A 25,117-nucleotide genomic window follows, 5' to 3' on the forward strand; every position below is an offset into this window, starting at 1 on the left:
ATCTTTATTTGCCCGGGTACCAGTTACGCAGGCGTACTTCAATATTCTTATCACCGGCATTTACCAGCTCTTTAAATTGGTTTACATCGCTCAAACCGTTCTGCCCGCGGTAGTGATACGGGTATACGATCTTAGGCTTAAAGGCCAGCACCGCTTCTGCCGCCTGTTTTACATCCATGGTGTAAGGCAGGTTCATACAAACAAAAGCTACATCAATATTCTTAAGCGCCTTCATTTCAGGAATGCCTTCCGTATCGCCGGAGAGGTAAAGGTTCTTACCGCCAATGTTCAGTACATACCCGTTGCCGCGGCCTTTGGTATGGCGTGGATTTGTGCCCATGTTGTACATGGGAATGGCGGTAATGGCAATGCCTGCCTGAGTAGTATGGCCCCCATTATTTAATACCACGGCCTTTGCCTTCAGGGCCGGCGGCAGCAGATCAGCCACTGCCTGTGGTACTACCAGTATGGTTTTAGGTGTTTTTACTTTTATAATGCTGGCGGTATCAAAATGGTCGCCATGTATATCGGTGATCAGTATAATATCCGGTGATTTTATGCCGCTAAAATCTGCGCCGCCTGCGGGATCTGCGTAAATAGTCGTATTGCCGATAGTAAAGGCCAGGCTGGCGTGTTGAACAGGTGTAATGGTTAAATTGCCCTTAGCGGTTGGCAAAACATCTGCCTTATTCTGTTGTGCCGTTACAGCAGCAACCACAAAAAGCGCGCATAAGGTAAGAAGGTTGAATTTCATATATGGTTCCGGTTATACAGTAAATTTAAAAAAGTTATGCATAGTATGGTAGTGCCCGGCAGTAAATTATTCTTGTGTTAATATTTACCGCTTACCCCCACCCCCGTCTTCCGGGGCCGGAAATGATCCATAACCGGTAATTTCATGCTACTAAAGCTAATTAGAAAAGCGGAAAGCGTGGGAACTAACACCTTTTGAACTGGAAAATTTCAAAACATTTACTACATTAGGTGCAGCTGCAGCGCAGCTGATCACAGACGATCCACGTTATGAAGAATTTTTAGTATTTACGGGAGCAGGACAGGAACGATCACTTTTATACCTAAAATGAACAATGAATCTACAAATGCCTACTATGGCTGATTACAGCGTTTTATTCAAACCATCACCGCACATTAACTAGTATGAAAAAATTTTTATCAACCATCCTCATCGCAGCAGGGACTTTATTTATTGCAAACAATTCACAGGCGCAGGGTTGCGTAGCTTTACGCGGCAACGGATCTACCTGCATGCTCCCCCACCAGGACGAAAACAGCTCCGGCAAATGGCTGTTCACCACGGGAGCCCGCTATTTCAAGTCTTACAAACACTTTAAAGGCCGGGAAGAACAAAAGGAACGGCAAACACAGGGTACGGAAGTGATCAATCACCAAACTGCCATTGACCTTTCCCTGACCCGCATCCTGGACGAGCGCTGGAGCATTATGCTGGATGTGCCCATCCTGGCCAATGCCCGCTCCTCCCTGTATGAGCATGGCCTTGTTAACGGCGTCAATAAATTTAACCAGCGCCACAGCATGCATTCTTTTGGTTTGGGCGATATGCGCATAGCAGTATACCGCTGGCTGCTGGATCCTCACAAAAATACCCGCGGCAATATACAGGCCGGCCTGGGTATTAAGTTTGCCACCGGCGATTATGATGTAAAGGATTACTGGTATAACGTAGGCCCCAACGGCACTAAGGAGCTAAGAGAAGTGGACCAGTCCATACAGCTGGGCGATGGTGGTACCGGCGTTACCATGGAGCTGAATGGCTATTATAATTTTACCCACCACATTGCCGTATATGGAAATGCGTATTACTTAATGAATCCGCGGGAGCAGAACGGCGTGCGCACCTGGCGGGAAACCTTATCCCCTGCCCTGGCCAACGAAGCCATTTGCAGTGTGCCTGACCAGTATATGTTCCGCAGTGGGGTAAGCTATGCTAACGCGCAATTCACCGGCTCTGTAGGCGCCCGTATAGAGGGGATTCCCGTGCATGACCTGGTAGGCGGCAGCGGCGATTTCAGAAGGCCCGGCTATGTATGGTCTGTTGAACCGGCCGTTTCCTACAACCTGGGAAAAACCCGGCTGTTTGCATCTGTACCCGTAGCTTTTGTACGTAACAGAACGCAAAGCGTTACTGATAAGGAAAGAAGCACCCCCACCAATAAAGTGAACGGCGATGCTGCGTTTGCTGATTATGTGGTGAATGTTGGATTCTCTGTGAGGTTCTGATGGAATGTAAAATGTAAAAGTGGAATGCAGTCCGTTGTGTTCCTGCATTCCACTTTTACATTCCTCACGCTACAACCGCCTCATTATTGTACTTGTTCCGGTAATCAATGGGCGAGAGCCCGGTGATCTTCTTAAACACGGTGCGGAAAGATTTTGTATCGTTATACCCTACTTCATACATTACTTCATTCACATTCTTTTTACTGATCTCCAGCATTTTTTTGGCTGCTTCAATGCGTACGCGCTGTATATATTCTGCGGGGGTATTGTTCGTGGCTTTTTTAAAACGGCGGTCAAAGTGGCGGCGGCCAATGGCAAACTTCACGGCCAGGTCGTCTACCGACAGGTGTTCCGTGAGGTTGGTCTCAATAAACTCCTGCGCACGTTTAATGGGCTCATCCTCATGTTTCTTTTGCCCGTTGAACATAATAAAGGGCGACTGGCTTTTGCGGTCTATTTCCAGGGCAAACAGCTTGGCCGCCATAATGGCTATTTCGCGGCTGGTATATTTCTCTACAATATATAACAGCAGGTTCCAGTAAGAGTTAGCGCCGCCGCTGGAGTACAGGCCTTTCTCTTCCGTGATCACACGCCCGTCAACCAGCGTTACATCAGGGAACATTTCACGGAACTCATTGGCTGTTTTCCAGTGGCTGGAACATTCCTTGCCATTCAATAAGCCTGTGGATGCCAGCAGGAAAGCGCCAATACAAAGGCTGGCTACTTCCGCGCCTTTTTTGTGCTGCTCAATGATCCAGGGTATAAAATCTTTGTTCAGCTCCAGGGATACCTTCAGATCGCTGCCCAGTGCAGGAATAATGATCAGGTCCGTTTTTTTCACTTCAGTGGTCAGCTGGTCCGCATGCACGGAAAAGATGCCGCCATTCAGCTTAACCTCTTTGGTGAGTCCTACCATTTGTATGTTGAATAAGGCAGGTTGCCCGGCAGCAGTTAAAAAGTCATTTACTGTGGTAAACAAATAACGTGGATCGGCAATGGTGCCTAAAACAGCCTCGTGTGGCACAAGGATGGATACGTGTTTCATTTGATGTTATTTTGTTGTTGCGGTTTAGACAGCCTTTCGCATAACATAGTCCGTGAAAAAACTTATCATGACCGGTTAGCTGGTTTTTGTAAAATAATGAAAAAAGTCGAAACCCACCCTGCCCTAAGTCCGGTTCACCCACCTTTCAACCCTTTGCACCGGCGTATCTTTGAGGATCAATTACTATAAAAGCTAACCGATGCAGCATGAGCCGATATTATTAAGCCTGGAAAAAGGTTGGATATGAGAAAGGTGATCGTATCCATGAACGTTACGCTGGATGGCTTTATGGCCGGCGCCAACGGAACGCTGGACTGGCATTTTCCGCTGTGGAATGATGAGATGACCAGCCACATAGCTGATCAGCTGCAAACCGTAGACACTATTTTACTGGGGCGCATGAGCTACCAGGTAATGGCGCAGTACTGGCCCTATGCCGACTGCTATACTATGCCCAGCCCTGCGCAAATGGACTTTGCCAGCCGCATGAATAACTATACCAAGATCGTTTTTTCCCGTACACTGCGCAAAGGCAGCTGGAAAAATACGCACATTATCCGCAGCCGTATTAAAGAGCAGATCCTGGAAATGAAACAGCAACCCGGCAGGGACATGATCATTTTCGGCAGCGGCAGCATTGTGCAAACCTTTACCCGTTTAGGACTGGTGGATGAATACCGGCTATGGGTGCACCCGGTGATCCTGCAAAACGGAATGCCCCTGTTCCGCGATAAACGGCCTAACGCCCAGCTGCAATTATTAAAAACAAAAGCCTTCAGCACCGGCGTGGTGGTATTGTATTACCAGGCCATGGCGCAGAAAACGGCAAATAACCTGTATATAGCGGGATAAATTTTGTTTAAACTTTATCCATACAACATTAAACATCATTTCAACCGTAAAAAGGCAATCAGGTCAGCCACCCGGTAAGCATGCTTAGGCAATTCAATACCGGCAGATGAAGGTACCAGGCCGGTGTAAAATATTTTCTTACCAGGAAAAGCTTTGGCTAACAACCGGGTAAAATGCTCATAATCCTTTCGCTGGGTGGCGTTGATCATTGCCGTTACAACCAGGTCCGGGCGGCAGATGCCGGTAATGCGCTGCAGACTTTCCAGGGGTACAGACTGGCCCAGGTAAATAGCTTTATACCCTCTTGCCCGGAACGCGTAATTATAGAACAATAAGCCCAGCTCATGCAGCTCGCCTTCCGGCAAGAATAGCAGTACGGTTTGGGCATTGGCAGCCGGGATCACATTAAGCGCATCCGTGGCTGCGATGATCTTTTGCCGGATAATATTTGAAATAAAATGTTCCTGGGCAGGATTAATGGTACCGGTTTGCCACATCAGGCCAATACGCTCAAAGAAAGGGAATATAATGCTTACCACCGTTTTCTCAAATCCCCTGTTCATTATGGCCGAATGAAAGGTTTTGTTGAACTGCGCTTCATTCAGCTCTATCATGCTTAACAGCAGGTTCTCCTGGTAGTTGTCCTTGTCCTGCTTTACCACCTGCAGATCGGATAAACGCCGCGCAATCTCGCCCTCCGACATTTCACTGATCGCAGAGATCTTATACCCGTGGTTATTCAGCACACTGATGTTCAGCAGATGACGAAGATCGTCATTGGAGTAGTAACGTATATTTGTATCCGTACGTTCCGGCTTAATAATACCATACCTTTTCTCCCAGATACGGATAGTATGCGCCTTTACGCCGGACAGGCGTTCCAGGTCCCTGATCGAATATTTGCCGGTGGATTGCATACGTAACATCAAAATTAATTTTTATTTGGATAAAGTCAGGCCCTCGTTGATCTTTCTCCCATAATGCCTTTCATATTTTGTTTAACTTTTTTGTTAAAACATTAAACATTATATTTGGAGTATACAAGGCTAATAAGATTGTTATGGGGAAATCGGCACATTCCAAATCGGCTATTGTTATTGGTTCCGGCTTTGCCGGGTTATCCGGCGCTATTTGCCTGGCAGCTGAAGGGTACGACGTAACTATTATTGAAAAGAACAGCCAGACCGGTGGCAGGGCGCGTATGCTGGAAGCATCGGGATTCCGGTTTGATATGGGCCCCAGCTGGTACTGGATGCCGGAGGTGATACAGCAGTTTTTTAAACGCTTCGGAAGATCGCTGGATGATTATTTTCACCTGCAGCGGCTGGATCCCTCCTACCAGGTTATCTTTAGCGGGGAAGATGCTCTGTCCGTGCCCGCTGACTATGAAGCGCTCAAAAAGCTGTTTGAATCCATTGAGCCGGGCAGCGGCACACAGCTGGACGCTTTTTTGCGGGAGGCCCGTTACAAATACGAGAGCGGGATGCAGCACTTTGCATACAAACCCGGGCAAAGCCTTACGGAATTTATAGACCCCAAAGTATTCCGTTCCCTGTTCCGCATGGATATGCTTACCTCTTTCAGTAAACATGTACGCAAATATTTCTCGCATCCCCGTTTATTGCAGATCCTGGAATTTCCCGTGTTATTCCTGGGGGCGGAACCGGCTAAGATACCTGCGCTTTACAGCATGATGAACTATGCAGATATGCGCCTGGGTACCTGGTACCCCCAGGGCGGCATGCACTGCCTGGTAACAGCCCTTACGTCGCTTGCGCAGGAAATGGGGGTGGATCTATTATTAGACACCGAAGTATTTAAATTAAATGTGCAAAATAAAAAGGTGAAGCACGTGCATACCACCAGGGGCTGCTTTTCCGCGGACATAATCATTGCGGCGGCAGATTACCATCATGTGGACCGGTGCCTGCTGTCACCGCAGCATTCCAGCTATTCAGATCATTACTGGGAAACACGTAAAATGGCTCCCTCCTGTTTGCTATATTATGTAGGGGTTAATAAAAAGCTGCCACGCCTGCAGCACCATAACCTTTTTTTTGAAAGCGACTTCAGCGAACACGCCGCCTGCATTTACAACACCCGGTCCTGGCCCGAGGATCCGCTGTTCTATCTATGCTGCCCGTCTAAAACCGACAGAACAGTAGCGCCGCCGGGTATGGAGAACCTGTTCTTCCTGATACCCACCGCGCCGGGCCTGCCGGATAACGCTACCATCCGCAATCATTATTTTGATATGCTCATAAAAAGGACCGCAGACTTTTGCGGAGAGGATCTCAGTTCAAACATTGTGTTCCGGCAAAGCTATGCCCACAACAATTTTGTCGAAGACTATCATGCATTTAAAGGAAATGCATATGGGCTGGCCAATACACTGAAACAAACAGCTGTATTAAAACCTTCTATCAGAAGCAAACGGGTTAATAACCTGTTCTTTGCCGGGCAGCTTACAGTACCGGGGCCCGGTGTGCCGCCAGCCATTATTTCCGGGCAGGTAACAGCCGGCTATATTATCAAACATTATAACAAGCGGGTGTATGAAAGCGTTATTTGACAAGGTAAGCGCGCGCTGCTCCAGGATAACTACGGAAGCTTACAGTACATCTTTCTCACTGGGCATACGCCTGTTGGATAAAAAATTCCATGCGCCTATCTACGCTATTTACGGCTTTGTACGTTTTGCAGATGAGATTGTAGATTCTTTTCACGATTACCCGAAATCTGATCTGCTAAAGGATTTCCGGCAGCAGACCTATGCAGCCATTGCCGATCGCATTAGCCTGAACCCTATTTTAAACAGCTTCCAGGCAACGGTACATGCCTGCAATATTGAAATGGAGCTGATAAATACCTTTCTGGATAGTATGGAAATGGACCTGCAGCAACACTGCTACTCCCGCAGCCTGTATGAGCAATATATCTTAGGTTCCGCAGAAGTAGTAGGGCTCATGTGCCTGCGGGTATTTACAGAAGGTGATCATGAGCAGTACACCGCCTTACAACACCCCGCCATGAAGCTGGGCGCAGCCTTTCAGAAAATAAATTTCCTGCGGGATGTAAAGGCCGACAGCCAGGAGCTGGGACGTTTATACTTTCCCGGCGTAAACCTGGATCATTTTACAGTAGCCGACAAACAGCAGATAGAAAGAGAAATAGGCGCAGATCTTAAACAGGCTATTGACGGCATACGCCGCCTGCCCGCCGGGGCGCGCAAAGGGGTATACCTCGCCTATGCCTATTACCTGGTGCTGTTCAATAAAATAAAGAACCTGCCGCCGCAAAAGATCATGACGGAAAGGATCCGGGTAGGTAACAGCCATAAGATAGGACTTATGCTGCAAACCATGGTGGTAGGATTACCTAAATAAAACATGTGGTATGTGGATGTATATTCTGATAACTACAGGCGCTTTTCTGTTAATGGAGATGGTGGCCTGGTGCACGCATAAATACCTGATGCATGGCCTGCTGTGGCATTTACACCGCGACCATCATAAAAAAACAGAAGGCCGCTTCTTTGAGAAGAACGATTACTTCTTCCTCATTTTTGCCATACCCGGCATTCTGCTTTTCCTGGCAGGAACCATGGGCCGCCAGCCGCTGCTGCTTTCCATTGCAGCAGGTATTACATTATACGGCTTTACCTACTTTGTGGTGCACGATATTTTTATTCACCAGCGGTTTAACCTGTTCCGCAATACGCACAATGTATATTTGCTGGCTTTACGGCGCGCCCATAAAATGCATCATAAACATATTGATAAAGAGGAAGGGGAATGTTTTGGCATGCTGTTCTTCCCGTTCCGTTATATAAGAGAAGCCCAAAAGGCCCGCAAACAACCGGCATGAAGTATACTTACTTTTATATAGATCTCTTCACCATACTGGTGCCGCTGCTGGCCTCCTTTCACCCCAGACTGCAGTTTTACCAGCAGTGGGGTGCTTTCTGGCCTGCCAACATTTTATGCAGTATGTTTTTCCTTATATGGGATGTTTGGTTTACCAAAGCAGGCGTATGGGGTTTTAATGCTGATTATGTAACCGGCTGGTATATGTATAACCTGCCGGTAGAAGAAGCATTATTTTTTGTATGCATACCCTACGCCTGCCTTTTTTCTTACCATTGTATAAAGGTGCTTTGGCTAAAACAGCGCAGCTACAGGCAGCTGAGCAGCATTATATCGGGTATTATCATTGTGTTGCTGGCGGCAGCCGTCTTTTTTTTCCATAACAAAGCCTATCCTGCAGTAACAGCTGTACTGCTACTGGCCTTTATTTTTTACAATGCATATGTAAAAAAGCAGGCGTGGATGGGGGCCTTATATATTTCCTATGGCGTAATGCTGCTGCCTTTCCTGATCGTGAATGGCTTGCTCACCGGCTCGTGGATACCTGCTCCGGTAGTATGGTACAATTCAAAGGAGATCATTGGCACACGCATACTAACCATTCCAATAGAAGATCTTTTTTATGGCCTATTAATGGTTGGTGCAAATACCCTGTTCTATGAACACCTTTCATTGAAGAAGCTACACCTATACAACAAAGCCGGAAAATTAAATCGCCATACTGTTACTTAATGTCCTCATTAATGGCTTTTGTGCCAGTGGAGCCCCCCCTGCTGCAGCATATGCATGCTTTTTGATCTAAGCCTGTTTAACAAAGGGCATTCACTTCCATAAAATTCCGCTTTATGAAAAATGAGCAATTTAAGCCGGTACAAAAAAAGCTGTACAACAAATGGTTTTCAGTAGCGCCTGGTGTTTGGGGCATTAAGGACATATTTGTGAACGTATACCTCATACACAGCGGCGATGCCAATCACTGGGTATTGGTGGATGCAGGGCTACCCACCTCCGCAGAAAAGATCCGCAAGGTATCCACTCACCTGTTCTGGCCGCAGACTGCGCCATCCGCTATTATTCTTACCCACGGGCATTTTGACCACACCGGTTCATTAAAAAAACTGGCAGAAGAATGGGATGTGCCTGTATATGCACATTACCTGGAAGCGCCTTATTTAACAGGCCGTTCGGCCTATCCGCCACCCGACCCAACAGCCGGAGGCGGCGTAATGACCCTGCTCTCCGACCTGTTCCCCAGGCAGCCAATAGATATGAACGGGCGGCTGTTGCTATTACCGGAAGATGGTACTATACCCGGTTTGCCTGGCTGGCGTTATATTCATACACCCGGCCATGCGCCCGGTCACATAAGCCTGTTCCGTGAACAGGATGGTGTGCTGCTGGCCGGTGATGCCGTGGTTACCACCCAACAGGAATCGCTATACGCCGTTATGACACAGGCAAAAAAAATATCGGGACCGCCACGGTATTTTACATTTGACTGGCAGGAGGCAGCAAGCTCCGTTAACAAGCTGGCGGCACTGAAGCCGGAGATCATTGCCAGCGGACATGGCAAGCCTATGAAAGGCAAAGCCATGCAGGATGAATTACAACGCTTAGCCACCAACTTTCAACAGGAAGCAGCACCTGCTTCAGGCAGGTATGTAGGTAACCCTGCGGTAGCGGGCGTAAATGGTGTGGAATACATACCGGCTCCCAAACGTTCGGAGGTATTGATAAAAGCCGCTATGGCCTTACTGGTGATAGGTATAGGCGCTGTAATGGTACGTTATGGACTGAAGAAGAGGATCTGATAATAAAAGTGTGCCACGCCTTGAAGGTGTGGCACACGTACACTCACTTTTCCGGCGGGCATACCTGCATAAGCATTACCGCGCTGCTGGCTTCATAGGATTGTATGGTACCTGTGGGGCAGGGCACTTTATAGTTCCGGTAGGTAAGCCCCCGGGTTGCATCCCGGTTGCCCCAGGCAGTATTAATATTTTTGCGGATCCAGGCCAGGTACTGCGGCTGATTGGCATTCTGTATCAGCATCATCATGTAGTGCCCGAAAATGGCTTTTAATACACCCTGCTCATTCCAGTCGCCTTCTGCCGGTAAAATACCATCCTTATCGCACATGGACTTTTGCGTGTAATCAGCGCCCAGCTTAGCCTGGTTCAGGTAAGCAGCGTCGTTGGTGATCTTGTATAACATGGTGGCAGCGCCAATAAAGGTGCCCTGGTTATAGGTATAGTCAGACCAGCCTTTATTACCGTTAATGTTATTATCAGCCACGCGGCCGGTATTAGGATCAGTTAAATTGGTAAGGGCCCAGCTGTACACATCTTTTGCTTTTTGCAGATAAGCGTTGTCACCGGTGATCTTATACAGCAGCAAAGCACCTATTACAGTGGGAAAGTTAATACAGGCGTTCTTGCCACTGTGGTTAAAATCCCACCACATACCGCCGTTGGCAGCATCATATGAATCGTTCCATACCCGCTGAAAACCGGCTATAGAAGTAGTAAGGTACGTACTGTCTTTAGTGATCTCGTAGGCGCGTGCCAGTGAAATGATCCACCACATCATATCATCATAAATGAACCATACGGTTTTGTTGTTCCAGTTATAGCGGTCGTATTTTTTATAACCGCCCTGGTACATGTCTTTGATCATTTGCAGCTGTGCAGGATCATTGGTGCGCTTGTAAGCGTTCATGACCAGGTCCCAGTAAACAGCCTGCGTCCAGATAGCGCCGGTGGAATTTTTTTCCGTAGTGGCGTAATACAGCTGCTCTGTTGGGTTATAGAAATACGTATTAAAATTATTAAAGGCCGCAGTAGCGTCTTTGTCTGTAAATGATACGGCGGGCAGGTGCACGGAATCTTCCGGCGTTACCGCCTTGCTGTTACTTTTGCTGCATGCGGTGTGTAACACCAGGCTAGCGCAGAGGACTAAGAAAAGTTTTCCCACTTGTTAATATTTTAGCAGAAAGCATAAAGCATAAAGCATAAAGCTTTTTGTGTTTTGCTCAAGGCCCTTATGTTTTAAGCAGAAAGCATAAAGCGTAAAGCATAAAGCCTTTTATATTTTGTTCCAGATCCTTATGCTTTACCCTTTTGCTTTTTGCTTACGCTTTATGCTTTCAGCTTTACGCTTTATGCTCCATTACCACCCCGGATTCTGCACCAGCTCCTTATCGTTATTAATATCATCGGAGGGCAGCGGGAAAAAGTAATGGCGTTTGTTAAATACACGGGTTTCGAAAGATACTACATTCAGGAACTCCGGCATATCGGCATTAATGTTTAAGCCGTACATAGGCCCGTTCTCCGTTTGCTCCGCTATTTTCCAGCGGCGCACGTCAAAGAAACGATTGTTCTCAAAGGCCAGCTCTACGCGGCGCTCCTTGCGGATGGCATCACGCATAGCGGCCTGACCTGCGGGGGCCGGCAATTCCGACGAACCGTAAAGCGGAATACCAGCCCTTTCGCGGATCAGGTTAAGGTATTTCAGAATGTCCGGGTCATTAGGCGTAGCCTCATTCAAACACTCTGCATAACTTAAATAAATTTCAGCCAGGCGTATCAGGATCAGGGTGCGGTCGTTCACATTCCACCTGCCCAGGCCCATGGCTTTACGTACAATATAACCGGTTGGTGAATAGTCACCGCCGCCGGTTTTACGGCCGGAGTTACCGGTATTATACAGGCGGGTAACTATCTCACCAAAATCAGTATTCAGCCAGGTGCTGCCATCGTACGTAATGTTCACATAAAAACGTGGCTCTCTGTTCACCCATTGATTATAGGTACTGGATGTATGGGTAGTGTTCGGGGCCTGAAAATCAGAATAGCCGGACGATACATATTGTGATAAAGGATCTGTAATGCTTCTGCCGTTCTTCATAAAAAAGGCATCTACCATATTTTGCGTAGCGCCCAAGCCGCCGCTGCCTTTTAGTTCGCCGGAGGGAGCGCCGCTATGGTATGGCGTTAGCTCATACTGACGCGAATCCAGGGAGCCACGGGTACGGGCAAAGATCACTTCCTCATTCCAATCCGTCAATATCACATCCCGGCAGGAAAGGTAGGGATCAAATGCCCCGCTGCTATTGTTCTTCTTAAATAAATTATACGTGCCGGGTACAAACTGCGTAATAAATTCCTTGTAGGCATCTGCAGCTGTTTTCCATTTATTCACATCAAAGCTCTGGCTAATGAGCTGCTTGCCATCTTTATTCTTCAGGCTAGCCAGTTCCGCATTACCATTATACAAAGGGCTGGCAGCGTACATCAATGCATTGGCGCGGAAAGCCAGCGCTATGCCTTTGGTAATGCGCCCATAATCCTGCGCAGTAGCCGGTTTTGCGGGCAGCACACTGGCTGCAGTGGTTAATTCCGCCGAAATATAGCTTACACATTCATCAATGGAATTACGCGGTATCTGCAGGTTGGTATCTACCGCAGTAGGCGTTTCGCCCAGTATTACCACGGGGCCGTATATACGCATCAGGTAAAAATAGTACATGGCCCGCAGCGCACGCGCTTCTGCCTTATACTGCTCTTTCTGTTGCTGGGAACGGTCTGTTATCTTATCTGCATTCTGAATAAACACACTGGCTGCGCGTATGCCTTTGTAAAAGTTGGTCCAGTAGTCGCGCACAAAACCGGAATTAGCGTCCCAGTTGCCTATATTCACATCATTTGACTGTACAAAGCCCCATACAAAATCCGCTTCATCACAACCACCGGTCCACAGGCCACGGTTCTCATTATCACCGGGGTTGCGCTGCCCAAATTCATCCGGGATACGTGCGTACACGTTAGCCAGGAATTTTGAAGCGGTATTCCAGGTGCGGAAAGTTTCGTCAATGGTCAGGCGATCATCCGGTACCTGGTCCAGGTATTTTTTACAGGAAGTAAATGCTCCCAGCACCAGTATATATATCAATAGCTTTTTCATATCCGTTTCTTCATTACGTGATTTAAAATCTTAAGTTCATGCCCAGTGAAATGGTGCGTATGTTCGGGTAGGTGGAGCCATTATCCGTATTCAGCTCAGGGTCCCACAGCTTAAATTTGCTGAAGGTAAGCAGGTTAATGCCCTGCAGGTATACGGAGGAGTTGCGGATGCCGATGCGCTTTAATAAATGATCGGGCAGGTTATACGCAATCTGCGCGGATTTCAGGCGCATAAAGCTTACATCCTTCACCCACCAGGAGCTGGCCTGGGTATTGTTCTTATTCTCTGCCTCTCCATATGCCAAACGCGGATAAAATGCATTCGGGTTAGGATTCTCCACGGTCCAGCGGTCTGTTGCAATAGCATAGGCATTGGTTTCACCGCCGCCATTGTTAAACGGTATAATGGCAGAACCGGCCAGCATACGGTCTACATCAGATAGGCCCTGGAACAATACGCCTACGCTAAATCCCTTATAGGCTACATTAAAGCCAAAACCATATACCACTGCCGGTACATCGCCCCGGCCTACTTTGGTTACATCGTAATTATTAATAAGGCCATCGCCATTCAGGTCCTTATACTTAATATCGCCGGGTTTTACTTTTGAGCGGTCGCCGGGTACAGCGCTCTTGCTGATCTCATCATCGCTGGTAAATAATCCCTCTGCTACATAACCATAACGGGCCAGTATGTTGTTGCCGCGGTGCTCCATCCAGGGATAGTTCTGCGGCGGGCGGTCATCTTCTATCACCTTATCTTTATTGTAGGTGAGGTTACCGCGTACGGATACATCTACCTGTCCTATCCTGGCGCTGTATTCCAGGCTGGCGTCAATACCTTTATTATCCACTACCCCCAGGTTGCCATACTGCTGGGTTTCCAATCCCATAAAAGCTACGTTGGAGGCCCTTTGCAGGAAAATGCCCTTGCGGTGCTCCTTGAATAGGTCTACGATCAGGATCAAACGGTCTTTTAAAGTATGCAGCTCCATGCCCAGGTCCTGTTTGTTGGATACAGACCATCTCACATCCGTAGCATAGCGGTTAATGTTGATACCATTGTCCCGGTTATCGCCCCGGGGGCCGGTTGGGTTTTGCCCGAACAGGTAACCGCTTACATCCGTATTCAGCTTGGTAATGTACAGGAAGCGCTCATTGGTGCTGCCCAAACCTGTGCTGCCATTGGAGTAGCGGAACTTCAGGAAAGTGACTGCATTCTTTAAGGGCTCAAAGAATTTCTCGTTAGATACTAACCAGCCTACACCTATAGCAGGGAAAAAGCCAAAGCGGTGGCCGGGTGCAAACAGCTCTGACCCGTTATAGCCAAAGTTGAACTCTGCAAAATAACGGTCGTCATAAGAGTAGGCGGCTTTACCGGCATACCCTAAGTATCTCTCAGGAATAGAATTTATGAAATCATTGGCCAGCGTGTTAGTGCGGTCGCTGGAGTAAAATAATCCCAGGCCGGTTACACGGTGCTTATCAAAGGCACGGTCATAATTAATGGCCGCTTCTGTATAGAACTGGCGGGTGGTCTGCCGGTCGCCATCATTGCGGTCAAATCCCAGGTACTCATCGCCGGTAAAGGTTTTCACCAGGTTCAGGGAACCGTCCGGGTTGTAAGGATTGGCCTGGTCGGGGAAGTAAGTATCCTCTCTTTTAGAGCGGGTAATATAGTTCTGGTTATAGGTGTCAAATGAGAACATAGCGGTAGCGCTCAGGCCCCGCGTTAAAAAATCCAGCTCCTGCGTGGCGCGCAGGTTAGAGTAGAGCTGATTCTTAAACTCATTGCGGTAACCGCGGCGGGTTAAGTCGGCATAAGGGTTACGGAACCCTCCGTTGGATGACTGGCCGGGTACCAGGTTGCCGGGATACATGATGGGATAAGCCACCGGTGAGGCATCCATGGCGCTCTGGAAAATATCGTGCGTGTTAATACCGGGATAATTACCATTTGAAAAATATCCCTGCAGGCCAACATCCAGCTTAGTGGTTTTGGTTAAGCGCAGGTTTAAATTGCTGGTAAAGTTGTAACGGTTATATTTTAAGGATGAATTATAGCGGGCCAGGTCGTCTGTTTTCAGAAAACCGCTTTCATTAAAATAACCCAGGGAAACGTAATACTGCGCATTTTCCACGCCGCCGCTGGCATTCAGGTTAGCGCTGCGGGTATGCCCTATTTTATTGAACACAGCATCCATCCAGTCCACATCCGGGTACAGTAAAGGATCTGCGCCGGATTTTGTTTTGTCAATGGTTTCCTGCTCATAGCGCGGGCTTTGGTTTCGGGTGGTCTTGGCTTCATTAGCCAGGTTCATGTAGGTAATACCATCCAGCATTTCCGGGCGTTTGGTAAACGTGTTCACGCCTTCGTTGTAGTCGAAATAGAGCTGCGGCTTACCTACTTTACCGGTTTTTGTTTTTAACAGTATTACGCCATTGGCGCCGCGTACCCCGTATACGGCTGTACCGGCAGCATCTTTCAGGATGGTAAAGGATTCAATGTCTTCGGGTGAGATGTTGTTAATAGAACGTTCCACCCCATCTACCAGCACCAGCGGGGTGGCTTTGTTACCATTCCCGAATGTGGCAATACCACGGATCCATATATCTGCGGCGCTTTTGCCCGGCTCACCGGAACGCTGCACGCCTACTACACCGGCTATACGGCCGGCCAGCATGGTAGAGATGTCTGCAGCAGGCTGCTTGAACTCTGCCGGTTTAATGGTGCTTTGCGCGCCTACCAGGCTCACTTTACGCTGGGTGCCAAAGCCTACTACCGCTACTTCGTTCAGCGCTTTGCTGGCTATTTTCAGCTGTACGCCAATATTCGTTTGGCTGCCTACTGTTACAACAGCGGTTTCATAACCAATGAAGCTGAAGGCCAGCACATCTTCCGGCGACTTTACAATGATCTTAAAACGGCCGTCGTTGTCCGTGGAGGTCATGGTGCTGGCGCCCCTAACGGCTACGCTTACACCGGGCATAGGCTGCCCTTTTTCATCCACCACCCTGCCGGATAACACAATGTCGGCACGGCCTGTAGTGTTTTGTGTTAGCTGCGGCGCGGCTTCCTTTGTGATCACCACAATATTGTTCACCTCTTTAAAACCCAGCGACTTATTTTTCAGCAATGCCTGCAACACACGATCCAGGCGCTCTTTGGAGAAATGATAACTATCTACAGGATAAGTGAGTAACAGTTGTTTATCATATGCAAAAGTTACTTTAGTGAGCTGTTGTAATTGTTTGATGGCAGCTTCCAGTGAACCGCCTTTGAAGGTTACAGTGACCTGTGTATCTGTAAGCACCTGCCCCTGTCCCGCGTAGGCAGGTAAAATAGTAAGGGCATAGGTAAGCAGCAGTACAAAGGCCAGGGAGCCTTTTCGCAGCTTTGTGTTCAATTTTTTCATACGTAGTTCTACATTAATAGATGGTGCATTAATGATGCAACGGATTTACAGTTTTTCGTTTTCGTTCCAAAGCACCTGCTGCCGGTACCGGGCAGCCGTGCAATTCTTTAGTATAAAATGATCTGGTTGTTTACGTGTTTGATCTTCAGCCCGTGAATGGCGGCCAGCACTTCTATTGCCTGTGCAGGCTCCATATCTGTATTCAGCTCCGTGGTATACCTGTTCTGTTTTACCTGCGGTGTAGCCGTGGAAATGTGGATGCCAAAATTCTTTTCTATCAGCACGGTCATTTCATCAAATGTTACATCGTTCAGCACCAGGCGGCCCTGCTGCCATTGCAGCTGCGTGGTATCCAGCGCCTGCAGGGTGCTGCTGCCTTTTGTTCTGTCGTATACCAGGGCCTGCCCTTTTTCCAGGATGTTATTGCCTTTACCGGCTACGCTTACTTTACCGCTTACCACGGCTATGCTTAGCTGGTGAATGGCTTTGTAAGCGGCTATATTAAAGGAGGTGCCTAATACGGTGGTTACCAGCGGCCCGCTTTCTACTATAAAGGGGCGGCTGGGATCTGTGCCTACGTTAAAGAAAACTTCACCGTCAACCAGCTGCAGCCTTCTTTCCTGAGAGAGGTCTTTGGCTATCAGCAGGGTGGAACCAGCATTCAGGGTAAGCTCCGTACCGTCGGCCAGGTGCAGGGTTCTTTTTTCCCGGTTCCCGGTGCGGATCTCAGTATATTCAATGGGATGCGATGGGTGTTGTAAGAGGTAACAGGCCAGCGCTGCACCCAGCAGCACTACGAGCATGGCAGCCACTTTTACCCAGGTTTGCTGATAAAACGTTTTAGTAACCACAATTTGCGGCTGCACCTTTTGCCAGATCTCCATGCGCAGCTGCTGTTCTTCCGGGGCGGAGAGCTCCGGCAGGGCTTCCTGGTCAAAGGCTGCGTACCATTCATCTACGGCTGTGATTTCAGGGGTAATAACCCGGCCCAGTAAATAACGTTGCAACAATTGCTTGATCTTTCCTGCTTCCAAAAGGGTGCGTTTTAAATTGCTTATATCAAAACCGGCTGTTTGGTACCAGACCAAACCCAACTTTTTTTAAACTTTTTTTAGGCGAGGGAAAAGAATAGCATTAACCGGGCAGGCAGGTAGCCTTCCGGGCCTGCTCACAGGATGGAATAAACGGATGTAATTGATTGAGGAACAACGGAGAACTGCGCCGCAATAGCAACGGCGCTTATTTGTTGTAATAACAGAACAGGTACAGCAGCAGCAGTGCCCAGCCACCGGGTACATGGGACTGCAAGGCAACACGCAGCCTTTTCAGTGCTTCTGTTAGCTGGTTTTTTACAGTTTGCTCAGATAAATTCAGCTGCCGGGCTATTTCTGCTATGGAGTAATCATCCTCCCGGCTCATCCGGAAAATTTGCTGCATGCGGGTGGGGAGCTGGCTTACGGCAGCATCTATCAGCTGTTTCAGCTCCTTGGTTTCCAGCCCGTCGGTATGCGCCTCGTCCAGTATATCAAAAAAAGCAGCTTGTTTAATTTCTGCTTCGCTAAAGGCATAATGACTTATAACGCGGTATTTGATGGCGGTGAAGAGGTAGGCCCCTATTTCGCCGCCCTTTACCACTACCTGCTTGCGGCGCTTCCACAGGGTGATCATTACTTCCTGCACCATATCCTTGGCCTCATCCTGGTTCACACGCTGGCAGGCTTTCTGGTAAAGGGCTTTCCAGTACCGGTCATACAAAATCTCAAATGCAGCGGTATCATCACCTTTTATGGCTTGCAACAATTCCCCATCACTGATCAGTTTTTCCTGCATATGACTGAAATAAACGTGAGACCCTTTTAGTAATGAATATTAATTGCCCTTATAAGCCGGGGCCTGTTTTGTTCTATCGGCGATCCACGTTGACAAAAATAATATTCTATCATAATTGTAGTATTAAAAGTTGGAAATGCCATCTTGCATTCGGTTGCAGAGAAGGGATAAGCCATATATAAGCCATAAGTAAGCTATATCTGAGCTATCTATAAGCTATCCCTTGTAAGAGATGGCTTATCTATGGATTACTAATAGTTAAATAATGGATTACTATCGTGTTAAGTATAACCGTCTGCTAAAAACACAAAGGCCCGGCAGGGGTCTGGAACCTGCCGGGCCTTAAAAGAATAATGTAAAAGAATATTACTGCTGCGCAACCACCCGCTTATTCTCCCAGGGAATGTAGTTCTCCCAATACCAGGGGGTAAAGGTATCGCCAATGGCGCCGGCCAGCAGGTCGCGGAAAATACTTTCCCCGTTGTCGGAATTAGTCATGATCAGGATGGCGATCTTTTTGTCCGGGAAGGCAATGGAGTAATGCGCCCAGCCATCGTCATGCCCTTCTTTAAAATAGCCCCTTCCATAGGGTGTTTTGAGCACGCCAAATCCCAGTCCGTAGCTAAGCTGTATGTTATCATTCAGGGTACTGTCTTTCCAGGAAAGGGGGCCAAATTGCTGAACAGAGCGTATGCGGATCTGCGGGCTGGTCATCTCCTTCCACTGTGCGGGCTTTAACCCTTTGCCCTGTATAAGGGCGGTATAGAATTGCGTATAGTCCTGCAGGGTGGTGGTCATGGAGCCGGCGGCATTGGCGCTACGGCGGGGAAAACCCAGGGATTTGCCGCCGGAATCATGGCCAACGGCCATACGCGTTTCAAAACGGGGCTGCCAGTTATAGCTGGTGTTGGTCATGCTGCAGGGTTTAAACACCCGTTCCTGCGCCATGCTTTCCAGGTCTTTGCCGGTAATTTCCTGCAATACAAGCTGTAACAGGTATATGCCTTCGCCGGAATAACTTACGCGGCTGCCGGGCTCAAATTTAATACGCAGCTTATTATCCGGCTCAAACCAGCGGAAATTGGGGAAACCGGTGGTATGGTCCAGGCACATGCGGGCAGTGATCTTTTTATAACGTTCATCCCCCTGCAGGTCTTTATAATCCTTTAGCCTGCCGGGGAAAGTATAATCCATCAAGGATCTTGGCAGGTATTGCACCAAAGGTTTATCCAGGTCAATTACCTTTTCCCCAACCAGCTGCATTACCAGGTAAGCGAATACTGCTTTGCTGAATGATGCGCCATATAGATTGGTACCAGGTGTTAACGGCTGTTTTTCCGGCTGTTTAGCATAACCGAAGGCCTGCGTATATACGGGCTGGTTATTATTAAATACGGTGATGCCTAAACCGGCTACCTGCGCGGTATCCATAAGCTGCTGAATACGTTGGGTTAAGGCAGCCGCCGTGATCGTTTTGCCATCCAGCTGCCGGATCGTCTGTGCCTGGCTTAAAAATGTGCATAACAGGGTTATGAACAAACTGCCTGCGCGCTTTATTTTATTTCCTGCTTTCATAATTAAGGGTTATTTGCTGAAATTAATCATTTTGATATAGCTATCCAGGTTTATATATTTGCTGCCATACCATATAAACTAACTATGAAAAAAAGCCTGCTTATCTGTTGCGCACTCTTAACTTTTTCCACTGGCTGTGAAACTGCCCAGCAGGTACTGAATAACCTGCCTGCATCTACTACCGGAGGGGTAAATACCACACAAATTGCGGCGGGGTTAAAAGAAGCCCTGACCATTGGTACCCAGAACAGCGCCAACCGCCTTTCTGCCGTGAACGGATTTTTTGCCAATGCGGCCCTGAAAATACTGATGCCGCCGCAGGCGCAGAAGGTAGAATCTACTTTACGGAATGTGGGATTGGGCAGCGTGGTGGATAAAGCCATCCTGTCTATGAACCGGGGCGCAGAAGAAGCAGCCAAATCTGCTACGCCTATTTTTGTAAATGCCATTAAACAAATGAGCATTACCGATGCTATTGGCATTTTACGCGGCGGCGATTTTGCGGCTACCAATTACTTTAAGGAAAAAACCACAGCTGCTTTAACCAGCGCTTTTCAGCCGGTTATTACCAGCTCGCTGAAAAAGGTGGATGCTACCAAATACTGGGGCGATGTATTCACCGTATACAACCGTTTTTCCAAAGAGCCGGTGAATACCGATCTTTCAGCCTATGTAACGCAGCGCGCTATTGACGGTATTTTCCACGAAGTATCCCTGGAAGAGCAGAAGATCCGGAAAGATCCTGCAGCGCGGGTTACCGACCTGTTAAAGACCGTGTTTGGCAGCCCGCTGGCGCAGAAAAATTAAAAAGTAAAAGTTAAAAAGTAAAAATGGAATGCAGTGATCCGTATCGCTGCATTCCATTTTTACTTTTAGCATTTATTATTTTACATTCCATTACATACGTTGGCCGCCAATGGCAATGCCACCATCTACCAGCATACTTTCTCCGGTAACAAAAGAAGCGGCCGGGCTGCTTAGCCACACTACTAATTCAGCTACTTCCTCCGGTTCTGCAAAGCGGCCAATGGGCGCATGTTTTTTAAAGGGCTCAATGGCTGCTTTCGCATTTTCACCCGGGAAAAAACGGTCAAACATAGGCGTGCGTATATAACCCGGCTGAATGTTATTCAGGCGTATGCCTGCCGGGCCGCCTTCAATGGCCAGCGCCCGCACCATACCATCCAGCGCAGCTTTGCTGGCAGAGTATACCGAGCTGCCAAAAGCAGCCCCTCTTGCCAGCCAGGATGAGGTATTTACAATAGCACCACCGGTAACCTGTTTCTTAAACTGTTCTATTTCATATTTACAGCTTAGCCATACGCCTTTGAGATTTATGCGCATCACGTTATCAAACTCCTCTTCAGAAGCATCCTCAATAGGCGCAAAACGGCCTTCTATACCTGCGTTGTTAAAGGCTATATCCAGCTGCCCAAATAATCTTACCGTTTCGGTTACCAGGTGCTGCACCGCTGTGCTGTCAGCTACATCTGCGGCAATAAAATGTACGTGTTCACTGATGGCCTGTAATTGCTGTAATGCTTTTTGCCCTTCTGTAACGCGGCGCCCGGCTATTACTACTTTAGCTCCACGCTGCAGGAATAATGCGGCGGTGGCTAATCCTATGCCGGTAGTACCACCGGTGATGAGCGCTACTTTGTTTGTTAAATCCACTTGTGACATGATCATCTTGTTTTTGATGATCCAAAGGTAGGCCGCCCGTGAAGGCAGAAATTATGCGTTTCAAACAGGTAATTATGAAATGGAAACAATGGTCTTGCGGAACTGGTTCGGCGTTTGCCCGCTATGCTTTTTAAAAAAGCTGTTGAAGTTGGAGGCGTGTTCAAAACCCAGGCAATACCCTATCTGCGCTACATCCCAGCCACTATGCAGCAGCAGGGCTTTGGCTTCCCGGGTTATTTTTTCGGCAATCCACTCTGTAGTGGTTTTGCCGGTAATATCCTTTAACGCGCGGTTCAGGTGATTGGTGTGTACGGAGAGCTGTGCGGCAAATTCATTTGCGTTTTTGAGGCGGATGGCCTGCTGCGGGGAATCAATGGGGAACTGCCGTTCCAGCAGCTCCAGGAACAATTCGCTGATGCGTTGCGCGGCATTGCCGGGCTGAAAGAACGTTGCTGCCGGCTGCATTTTCAGCGCTTCATGCATTATGATCTGCACGTAACTTTTTAGCAGCTCGTATTTATTGGCGTAGGCAGATTGCGCCTCGCGGAACATATTCTCAAAAATGCCGCCCAGGAACTGTACTTTATCTGCTTCGGGGAAAAAGAGGTGATGGCCGCCTGCCTTGAATAAAGACGACTGCGCCAGGCCGCCGTTCTTTAAACCTGCGTCCACAAAATCTTCCTTAAACAGGCAAAAATAACCTTCCTGTTGTGTGCTTAAAGGTTCCCAGGAATAAGGGATCAGCGGGTTCGTGAAGGAAAGGCTGGCATCCTTTGCGTGAATAGACCTGTCTGCATAGGATAAGATCCCCTCCCCTTTTATCATCAGGGATATTTTATAAAAATCACGGCGGTTCGACGGCAGGTAAGTACTGTCGCAGCCAAAATCCTGCAAGCGGTATACCGCGAACTGCTGCTGCTCATAAACCTGCCCGTACTGTTCAAAAAACTCCGTGATAGTTTCCTTTCCTTTCATGCCTTAAAGTTATGCCATTCAAATAACATTATGCTGTGGTGCTTAAAGCCTGCAAAGCTAACATAGCTTTTTCCGCATCCTGTACCGGCACAAAAATATGATCATGGCAAAAGGCAGCTACTACATTGCAGCTGATACGCTGATCAGCCAGGGCTGTTGCAACAGCGGCTGTTAACCCAACAGCGGCCAGGGAAGAATGCACTGTTAAGGTGATCCAGGAGGCTACAAAAGTGTACACCAGCCCCTTTGCATCGGCCAGGCTTTTACGCATTATGAGGGTGAGCCCTTCTGCTTCCCGGAAAAAACAAAGCACTTCTTTCAGATCCGGTTCGTGGCCGGCATCTACCGTACAAAAAACATATTCGCCTTCATGTAATACCGGCGACATAGAACTTAGCAATACCGTTAAGCTGGTTTCCCCTGACATAAAATGTTGATTGAAAATGCTGTAAATATAAAACAGGATACGGCGCAATTAAAGTGCCAGCCTTCCTGATAAAATCCTGTTAAAGGTGGTTAATAAAAAGGTACCGGGGTCTTCCCTATTAACCTAATTTCATGCCTGGAAGATACCTACCGGAAAAACCTATATGCATGTAGCCCTAACCCTTCTTTAAGTATTTTCTTTCTCAAAATACCATCTACCCAAAGTAGATCCATCAACCCTATTATTAACTAACAAGTCACGCTATCTTTATGAACAAGCTAAAATTTTCTGTACTGATACTATGTTTACTCTTCAACAACATTTTATTGCAGGCACAGGCAGTAGGAGATCCATACACATGGCCGGCCTACTCACCCAACATCAGCTACAATTTCAGGGATGAGTTTCCCACCCTGCCCACGCCTACGCAGGTATTAAATGACTGCCCGCAGGTGGTAGGCACACAATCGTCCCAATGGTGGACATTCCGCTGGGGCCCCAATAAGAACTCACTGGTAACCACAGCTGCTATTACGCCCATGCTGGCGCGGTTAAACAGCGAATTTGCCTACTTCCGCGATCAAATGGGATGGCCTCCGGACCTGCGCGCAAAAAGCGGTTACCGCAGCGCGGTATACCTGTATGGTTCCGGGCTTTGTACAGATAATGCTTCCAACACCGACCTGGGTGGCTGGCAAAGCGCTATTAACTATAATGGTACAAGCTGGCCTATGGTACTGGCCTCTTATTACCCGGTGTATTCCTTTGACCCGGCCTGCCCTTATTCAGACAGGGAATCCCAGCGCAGCGCCATGGTGCATGAAGGTATACATGCCGTACTGGCCGACCTGCCGGGCGTAAAACAATCGGCCTGGTTTCATGAAGGCGGTAATGTATGGCTGCAGCAAACTGCCGATGCGCAGCGTAACAACAACTACAGCTCCATGGGTTTCCTGAATGGTACGGATTTTATTGCGCCTTTTATGCCTATTGAATGTTACTCCGGCTGGTTGCAGGATGGCTCTTTCGGAGGGCCCTCTGCCGAAGGGGTGAATATGTTTAACGGCGGGCAGCAGATCTGCACCTGGAAAACCTATTTAGGCGGACATCAATACAGCAGCTCATTCCCCACCTTTTTGGGGAATGTGCTGGGCAACGGCTCCGTACCCTGGATATGGAGAAATTCGCCTACCCGTGTGCTGGCAGGTATTGCATCCGGTATTGGCGCGGCACAAATGCGGCGCTTAATAACAGAGTACCGGGCCAAGCAGGCGCTGGTGGATTTTGGCCCCTGGAAAAATGCGGTGCTGGCATTGCTGGATGCGCACATGGGGCAATCCATTGGCGCGGAGTGGCAGCCTTCCTGGTTAAATCCTGCACCGTGGATAGCCACGCCTTATGTAAAAACCACTAACAACGCAGGGCTGCTTACACCGGATACGCTTACCCTGCCGGGATGGTCTGGCGGTAACCAGATACCCTTGCTGGTAACCGGTAATATGGTAACGGTGAACTTTGAACCTATTGGCGCTAACATGACCTGCCAGCTGGTATACCGCACCACTACCGGCACACCGGTGTACAGCCAGTATGTATCCAGCGGCAGCTGCAGCCTGAAGCTTACTTCCCCGCCTGCAAACGGTGTAGTCATTGCCGTTATTACCAATACAGATTACATTTATAACGGGGAAAGCACCCGCCGCGCTAAATACAATTACCGTTTGCGTTTAGTGACCGGCGTTACCGGTACAGCCAATATTAACACCAAATGGTATAATTCAGCTACGCTGGCTACTTCGCGTACCGCTGCTACAGAAAGCAACAGCGCAGCAGGTATAGACTGGTCAAAGTACTGCAACCATGCCTACCCTACCACCTGCGAAGTAGCGGACATTAAAAAGATGATCAACCCTGCTGAATTTTTAATGTACCCCAACCCGGTAGCTCCCAGCCATATTGTAAAGCTGGAATTCACCAATGCAGCTACGGAAAAAACTTTTATTTCCGTTATTAAGCTGAATGGGGAAATAGCTTTTGAAACCGTAAGCAGCGGCAAAAATTACCTGCTGGATACCAAAGCCCTGAAAAGCGGCGTGTACCTGGTAAGGATCCGCAATTCGAAATCAGATACCACGCAAAAATTAGTGGTGCAGTAATGGAAAGAATGTAAAATCATAAACCGACGAAGGAGGTTCATAGAGACCATTGAAAAGACTTTATGAACG

21 protein-coding genes are annotated in these 25,117 nt (G+C 48.1%); 9 read left to right on the forward strand and 12 right to left on the reverse strand.

The window, feature by feature from the left end; translation table 11 throughout:
• Positions 1 to 4 precede the first annotated feature (4 nt).
• The gene (locus tag BMZ54_RS14100; RefSeq protein WP_089912534.1) at positions 5 to 754 is read right to left on the reverse strand and encodes an MBL fold metallo-hydrolase; all 750 of its coding nucleotides are present in this window, start codon (positions 752 to 754) and stop codon (positions 5 to 7) included.
• A gap of 404 nt (positions 755 to 1,158) precedes the next feature.
• Between BMZ54_RS14100 and BMZ54_RS14105 the strand changes: the two genes are divergently transcribed.
• Entirely contained in the window at positions 1,159 to 2,259 is a 1,101-nt protein-coding gene (locus BMZ54_RS14105; RefSeq protein WP_089912537.1) for a hypothetical protein, read from the forward strand.
• Between the two features lie 64 nt (positions 2,260 to 2,323).
• Here the strand turns inward: BMZ54_RS14105 and BMZ54_RS14110 are convergent, their stop codons facing one another.
• On the reverse strand, positions 2,324 to 3,304 hold the full coding sequence (locus BMZ54_RS14110) for a GlxA family transcriptional regulator (protein WP_089912540.1): 981 nt from the start codon (positions 3,302 to 3,304) through the stop codon (positions 2,324 to 2,326).
• Positions 3,305 to 3,547: 243 nt separating this feature from the next.
• Between BMZ54_RS14110 and BMZ54_RS14115 the strand changes: the two genes are divergently transcribed.
• A complete protein-coding gene (locus BMZ54_RS14115) occupies positions 3,548 to 4,156 on the forward strand; it encodes a dihydrofolate reductase family protein (protein WP_089912543.1) in 609 nt (202 codons plus the stop codon).
• A 35-nt stretch (positions 4,157 to 4,191) separates the two neighbouring features.
• On the opposite strand, the gene BMZ54_RS14120 is transcribed toward BMZ54_RS14115, so the two are convergent.
• Positions 4,192 to 5,082 carry a MerR family transcriptional regulator gene (locus BMZ54_RS14120; RefSeq protein WP_238386580.1) on the reverse strand — a complete coding sequence of 297 codons (891 nt, stop codon included), beginning with the start codon at positions 5,080 to 5,082 and terminating at the stop codon, positions 4,192 to 4,194.
• A gap of 134 nt (positions 5,083 to 5,216) precedes the next feature.
• Here BMZ54_RS14120 and BMZ54_RS14125 point away from each other — a divergent pair, with 134 nt between their 5' ends.
• From BMZ54_RS14125 to BMZ54_RS14145, 5 genes are all read left to right on the forward strand, one after another.
• Entirely contained in the window at positions 5,217 to 6,728 is a 1,512-nt protein-coding gene (locus BMZ54_RS14125) for a phytoene desaturase family protein (RefSeq protein ID WP_089914150.1), read from the forward strand.
• Positions 6,712 to 7,542, forward strand: a complete 831-nt coding sequence (locus BMZ54_RS14130) for a phytoene/squalene synthase family protein (protein WP_089912546.1) — start codon at positions 6,712 to 6,714, stop codon at positions 7,540 to 7,542. The genes BMZ54_RS14125 and BMZ54_RS14130 overlap by 17 nt, the downstream gene beginning before the upstream one ends.
• 10 nt (positions 7,543 to 7,552) lie before the next feature.
• Positions 7,553 to 8,023 carry a sterol desaturase family protein gene (locus BMZ54_RS14135; RefSeq protein ID WP_089914153.1) on the forward strand — a complete coding sequence of 157 codons (471 nt, stop codon included), beginning with the start codon at positions 7,553 to 7,555 and terminating at the stop codon, positions 8,021 to 8,023.
• Entirely contained in the window at positions 8,020 to 8,754 is a 735-nt protein-coding gene (locus tag BMZ54_RS14140) for a lycopene cyclase domain-containing protein (RefSeq protein ID WP_162277540.1), read from the forward strand. Before BMZ54_RS14135 ends, BMZ54_RS14140 begins: the two co-directional genes overlap by 4 nt.
• A 113-nt stretch (positions 8,755 to 8,867) precedes the next feature.
• On the forward strand, positions 8,868 to 9,833 hold the full coding sequence (locus BMZ54_RS14145; protein ID WP_089912552.1) for an MBL fold metallo-hydrolase: 966 nt from the start codon (positions 8,868 to 8,870) through the stop codon (positions 9,831 to 9,833).
• Between the two features lie 43 nt (positions 9,834 to 9,876).
• On the opposite strand, the gene BMZ54_RS14150 is transcribed toward BMZ54_RS14145, so the two are convergent.
• The 6 genes from BMZ54_RS14150 to BMZ54_RS14175 all read right to left on the reverse strand — a co-directional run bounded on the left by BMZ54_RS14150 (position 9,877) and on the right by BMZ54_RS14175 (position 19,807).
• Positions 9,877 to 10,995 (reverse strand): glycoside hydrolase family 76 protein, encoded by a 1,119-nt coding sequence (locus BMZ54_RS14150; RefSeq protein WP_089912555.1) that lies wholly within the window; start codon positions 10,993 to 10,995, stop codon positions 9,877 to 9,879.
• A 195-nt stretch (positions 10,996 to 11,190) separates the two neighbouring features.
• The gene (locus BMZ54_RS14155) at positions 11,191 to 12,987 is read right to left on the reverse strand and encodes a RagB/SusD family nutrient uptake outer membrane protein (protein ID WP_089912558.1); all 1,797 of its coding nucleotides are present in this window, start codon (positions 12,985 to 12,987) and stop codon (positions 11,191 to 11,193) included.
• A gap of 22 nt (positions 12,988 to 13,009) precedes the next feature.
• On the reverse strand, positions 13,010 to 16,402 hold the full coding sequence (locus tag BMZ54_RS14160; protein WP_089912561.1) for a SusC/RagA family TonB-linked outer membrane protein: 3,393 nt from the start codon (positions 16,400 to 16,402) through the stop codon (positions 13,010 to 13,012).
• Between the two features lie 107 nt (positions 16,403 to 16,509).
• Positions 16,510 to 17,436, reverse strand: a complete 927-nt coding sequence (locus BMZ54_RS14165) for a FecR family protein (protein ID WP_143081015.1) — start codon at positions 17,434 to 17,436, stop codon at positions 16,510 to 16,512.
• A gap of 205 nt (positions 17,437 to 17,641) precedes the next feature.
• Positions 17,642 to 18,232, reverse strand: a complete 591-nt coding sequence (locus BMZ54_RS14170) for an RNA polymerase sigma factor (protein WP_089912568.1) — start codon at positions 18,230 to 18,232, stop codon at positions 17,642 to 17,644.
• Between the two features lie 366 nt (positions 18,233 to 18,598).
• Positions 18,599 to 19,807 carry a serine hydrolase domain-containing protein gene (locus BMZ54_RS14175; RefSeq protein ID WP_089912571.1) on the reverse strand — a complete coding sequence of 403 codons (1,209 nt, stop codon included), beginning with the start codon at positions 19,805 to 19,807 and terminating at the stop codon, positions 18,599 to 18,601.
• 84 nt (positions 19,808 to 19,891) lie between these two features.
• Between BMZ54_RS14175 and BMZ54_RS14180 the strand changes: the two genes are divergently transcribed.
• Positions 19,892 to 20,614: a DUF4197 domain-containing protein gene (locus BMZ54_RS14180; protein WP_089912574.1), complete on the forward strand. Its 723-nt coding sequence runs from the start codon at positions 19,892 to 19,894 to the stop codon at positions 20,612 to 20,614.
• Between the two features lie 90 nt (positions 20,615 to 20,704).
• Here BMZ54_RS14180 and BMZ54_RS14185 read toward each other — a convergent pair whose 3' ends face one another.
• The 3 genes from BMZ54_RS14185 to BMZ54_RS14195 form a co-directional block, all read right to left on the reverse strand.
• Entirely contained in the window at positions 20,705 to 21,490 is a 786-nt protein-coding gene (locus BMZ54_RS14185; RefSeq protein ID WP_089912576.1) for an SDR family NAD(P)-dependent oxidoreductase, read from the reverse strand.
• Between the two features lie 72 nt (positions 21,491 to 21,562).
• Positions 21,563 to 22,465: a helix-turn-helix domain-containing protein gene (locus BMZ54_RS14190; RefSeq protein WP_089912579.1), complete on the reverse strand. Its 903-nt coding sequence runs from the start codon at positions 22,463 to 22,465 to the stop codon at positions 21,563 to 21,565.
• A gap of 28 nt (positions 22,466 to 22,493) precedes the next feature.
• Positions 22,494 to 22,892, reverse strand: a complete 399-nt coding sequence (locus BMZ54_RS14195) for an ACT domain-containing protein (protein WP_089914156.1) — start codon at positions 22,890 to 22,892, stop codon at positions 22,494 to 22,496.
• A gap of 269 nt (positions 22,893 to 23,161) precedes the next feature.
• On the opposite strand from BMZ54_RS14195, the gene BMZ54_RS14200 reads away from it, so the two are divergent.
• Complete coding sequence (locus tag BMZ54_RS14200; protein ID WP_089912582.1) at positions 23,162 to 25,048, forward strand: T9SS type A sorting domain-containing protein; 1,887 nt, start codon at positions 23,162 to 23,164, stop codon at positions 25,046 to 25,048.
• Positions 25,049 to 25,117: the final 69 nt, after the last annotated feature.

This window comes from Chitinophaga rupis, from assembly GCF_900109685.1.
In the GTDB taxonomy this organism is placed as follows: domain Bacteria; phylum Bacteroidota; class Bacteroidia; order Chitinophagales; family Chitinophagaceae; genus Chitinophaga; species Chitinophaga rupis.

Bases quoted from the DNA above. Each gene is read 5' to 3' on its own strand.
- BMZ54_RS14190 (WP_089912579.1), bottom strand. From the start codon at position 22,465: ATGAAAGGAAAGGAAACTATCACGGAGTTTTTTGAACAGTACGGGCAG.
- BMZ54_RS14185 (WP_089912576.1), bottom strand. From the start codon at position 21,490: ATGTCACAAGTGGATTTAACAAACAAAGTAGCGCTCATCACCGGTGGT.
- BMZ54_RS14120 (WP_238386580.1), bottom strand. From the start codon at position 5,082: ATGTTACGTATGCAATCCACCGGCAAATATTCGATCAGGGACCTGGAA.
- BMZ54_RS14105 (WP_089912537.1), top strand. From the start codon at position 1,159: ATGAAAAAATTTTTATCAACCATCCTCATCGCAGCAGGGACTTTATTT.
- BMZ54_RS14140 (WP_162277540.1), top strand. From the start codon at position 8,020: ATGAAGTATACTTACTTTTATATAGATCTCTTCACCATACTGGTGCCG.
- BMZ54_RS14125 (WP_089914150.1), top strand. From the start codon at position 5,217: ATGGGGAAATCGGCACATTCCAAATCGGCTATTGTTATTGGTTCCGGC.
- BMZ54_RS14155 (WP_089912558.1), bottom strand. From the start codon at position 12,987: ATGAAAAAGCTATTGATATATATACTGGTGCTGGGAGCATTTACTTCC.
- BMZ54_RS14170 (WP_089912568.1), bottom strand. From the start codon at position 18,232: ATGCAGGAAAAACTGATCAGTGATGGGGAATTGTTGCAAGCCATAAAA.
- BMZ54_RS14100 (WP_089912534.1), bottom strand. From the start codon at position 754: ATGAAATTCAACCTTCTTACCTTATGCGCGCTTTTTGTGGTTGCTGCT.
- BMZ54_RS14110 (WP_089912540.1), bottom strand. From the start codon at position 3,304: ATGAAACACGTATCCATCCTTGTGCCACACGAGGCTGTTTTAGGCACC.
- BMZ54_RS14115 (WP_089912543.1), top strand. From the start codon at position 3,548: ATGAGAAAGGTGATCGTATCCATGAACGTTACGCTGGATGGCTTTATG.
- BMZ54_RS14180 (WP_089912574.1), top strand. From the start codon at position 19,892: ATGAAAAAAAGCCTGCTTATCTGTTGCGCACTCTTAACTTTTTCCACT.
- BMZ54_RS14130 (WP_089912546.1), top strand. From the start codon at position 6,712: ATGAAAGCGTTATTTGACAAGGTAAGCGCGCGCTGCTCCAGGATAACT.
- BMZ54_RS14175 (WP_089912571.1), bottom strand. From the start codon at position 19,807: ATGAAAGCAGGAAATAAAATAAAGCGCGCAGGCAGTTTGTTCATAACC.
- BMZ54_RS14160 (WP_089912561.1), bottom strand. From the start codon at position 16,402: ATGAAAAAATTGAACACAAAGCTGCGAAAAGGCTCCCTGGCCTTTGTA.
- BMZ54_RS14200 (WP_089912582.1), top strand. From the start codon at position 23,162: ATGAACAAGCTAAAATTTTCTGTACTGATACTATGTTTACTCTTCAAC.
- BMZ54_RS14145 (WP_089912552.1), top strand. From the start codon at position 8,868: ATGAAAAATGAGCAATTTAAGCCGGTACAAAAAAAGCTGTACAACAAA.
- BMZ54_RS14135 (WP_089914153.1), top strand. From the start codon at position 7,553: ATGTGGATGTATATTCTGATAACTACAGGCGCTTTTCTGTTAATGGAG.
- BMZ54_RS14195 (WP_089914156.1), bottom strand. From the start codon at position 22,892: ATGTCAGGGGAAACCAGCTTAACGGTATTGCTAAGTTCTATGTCGCCG.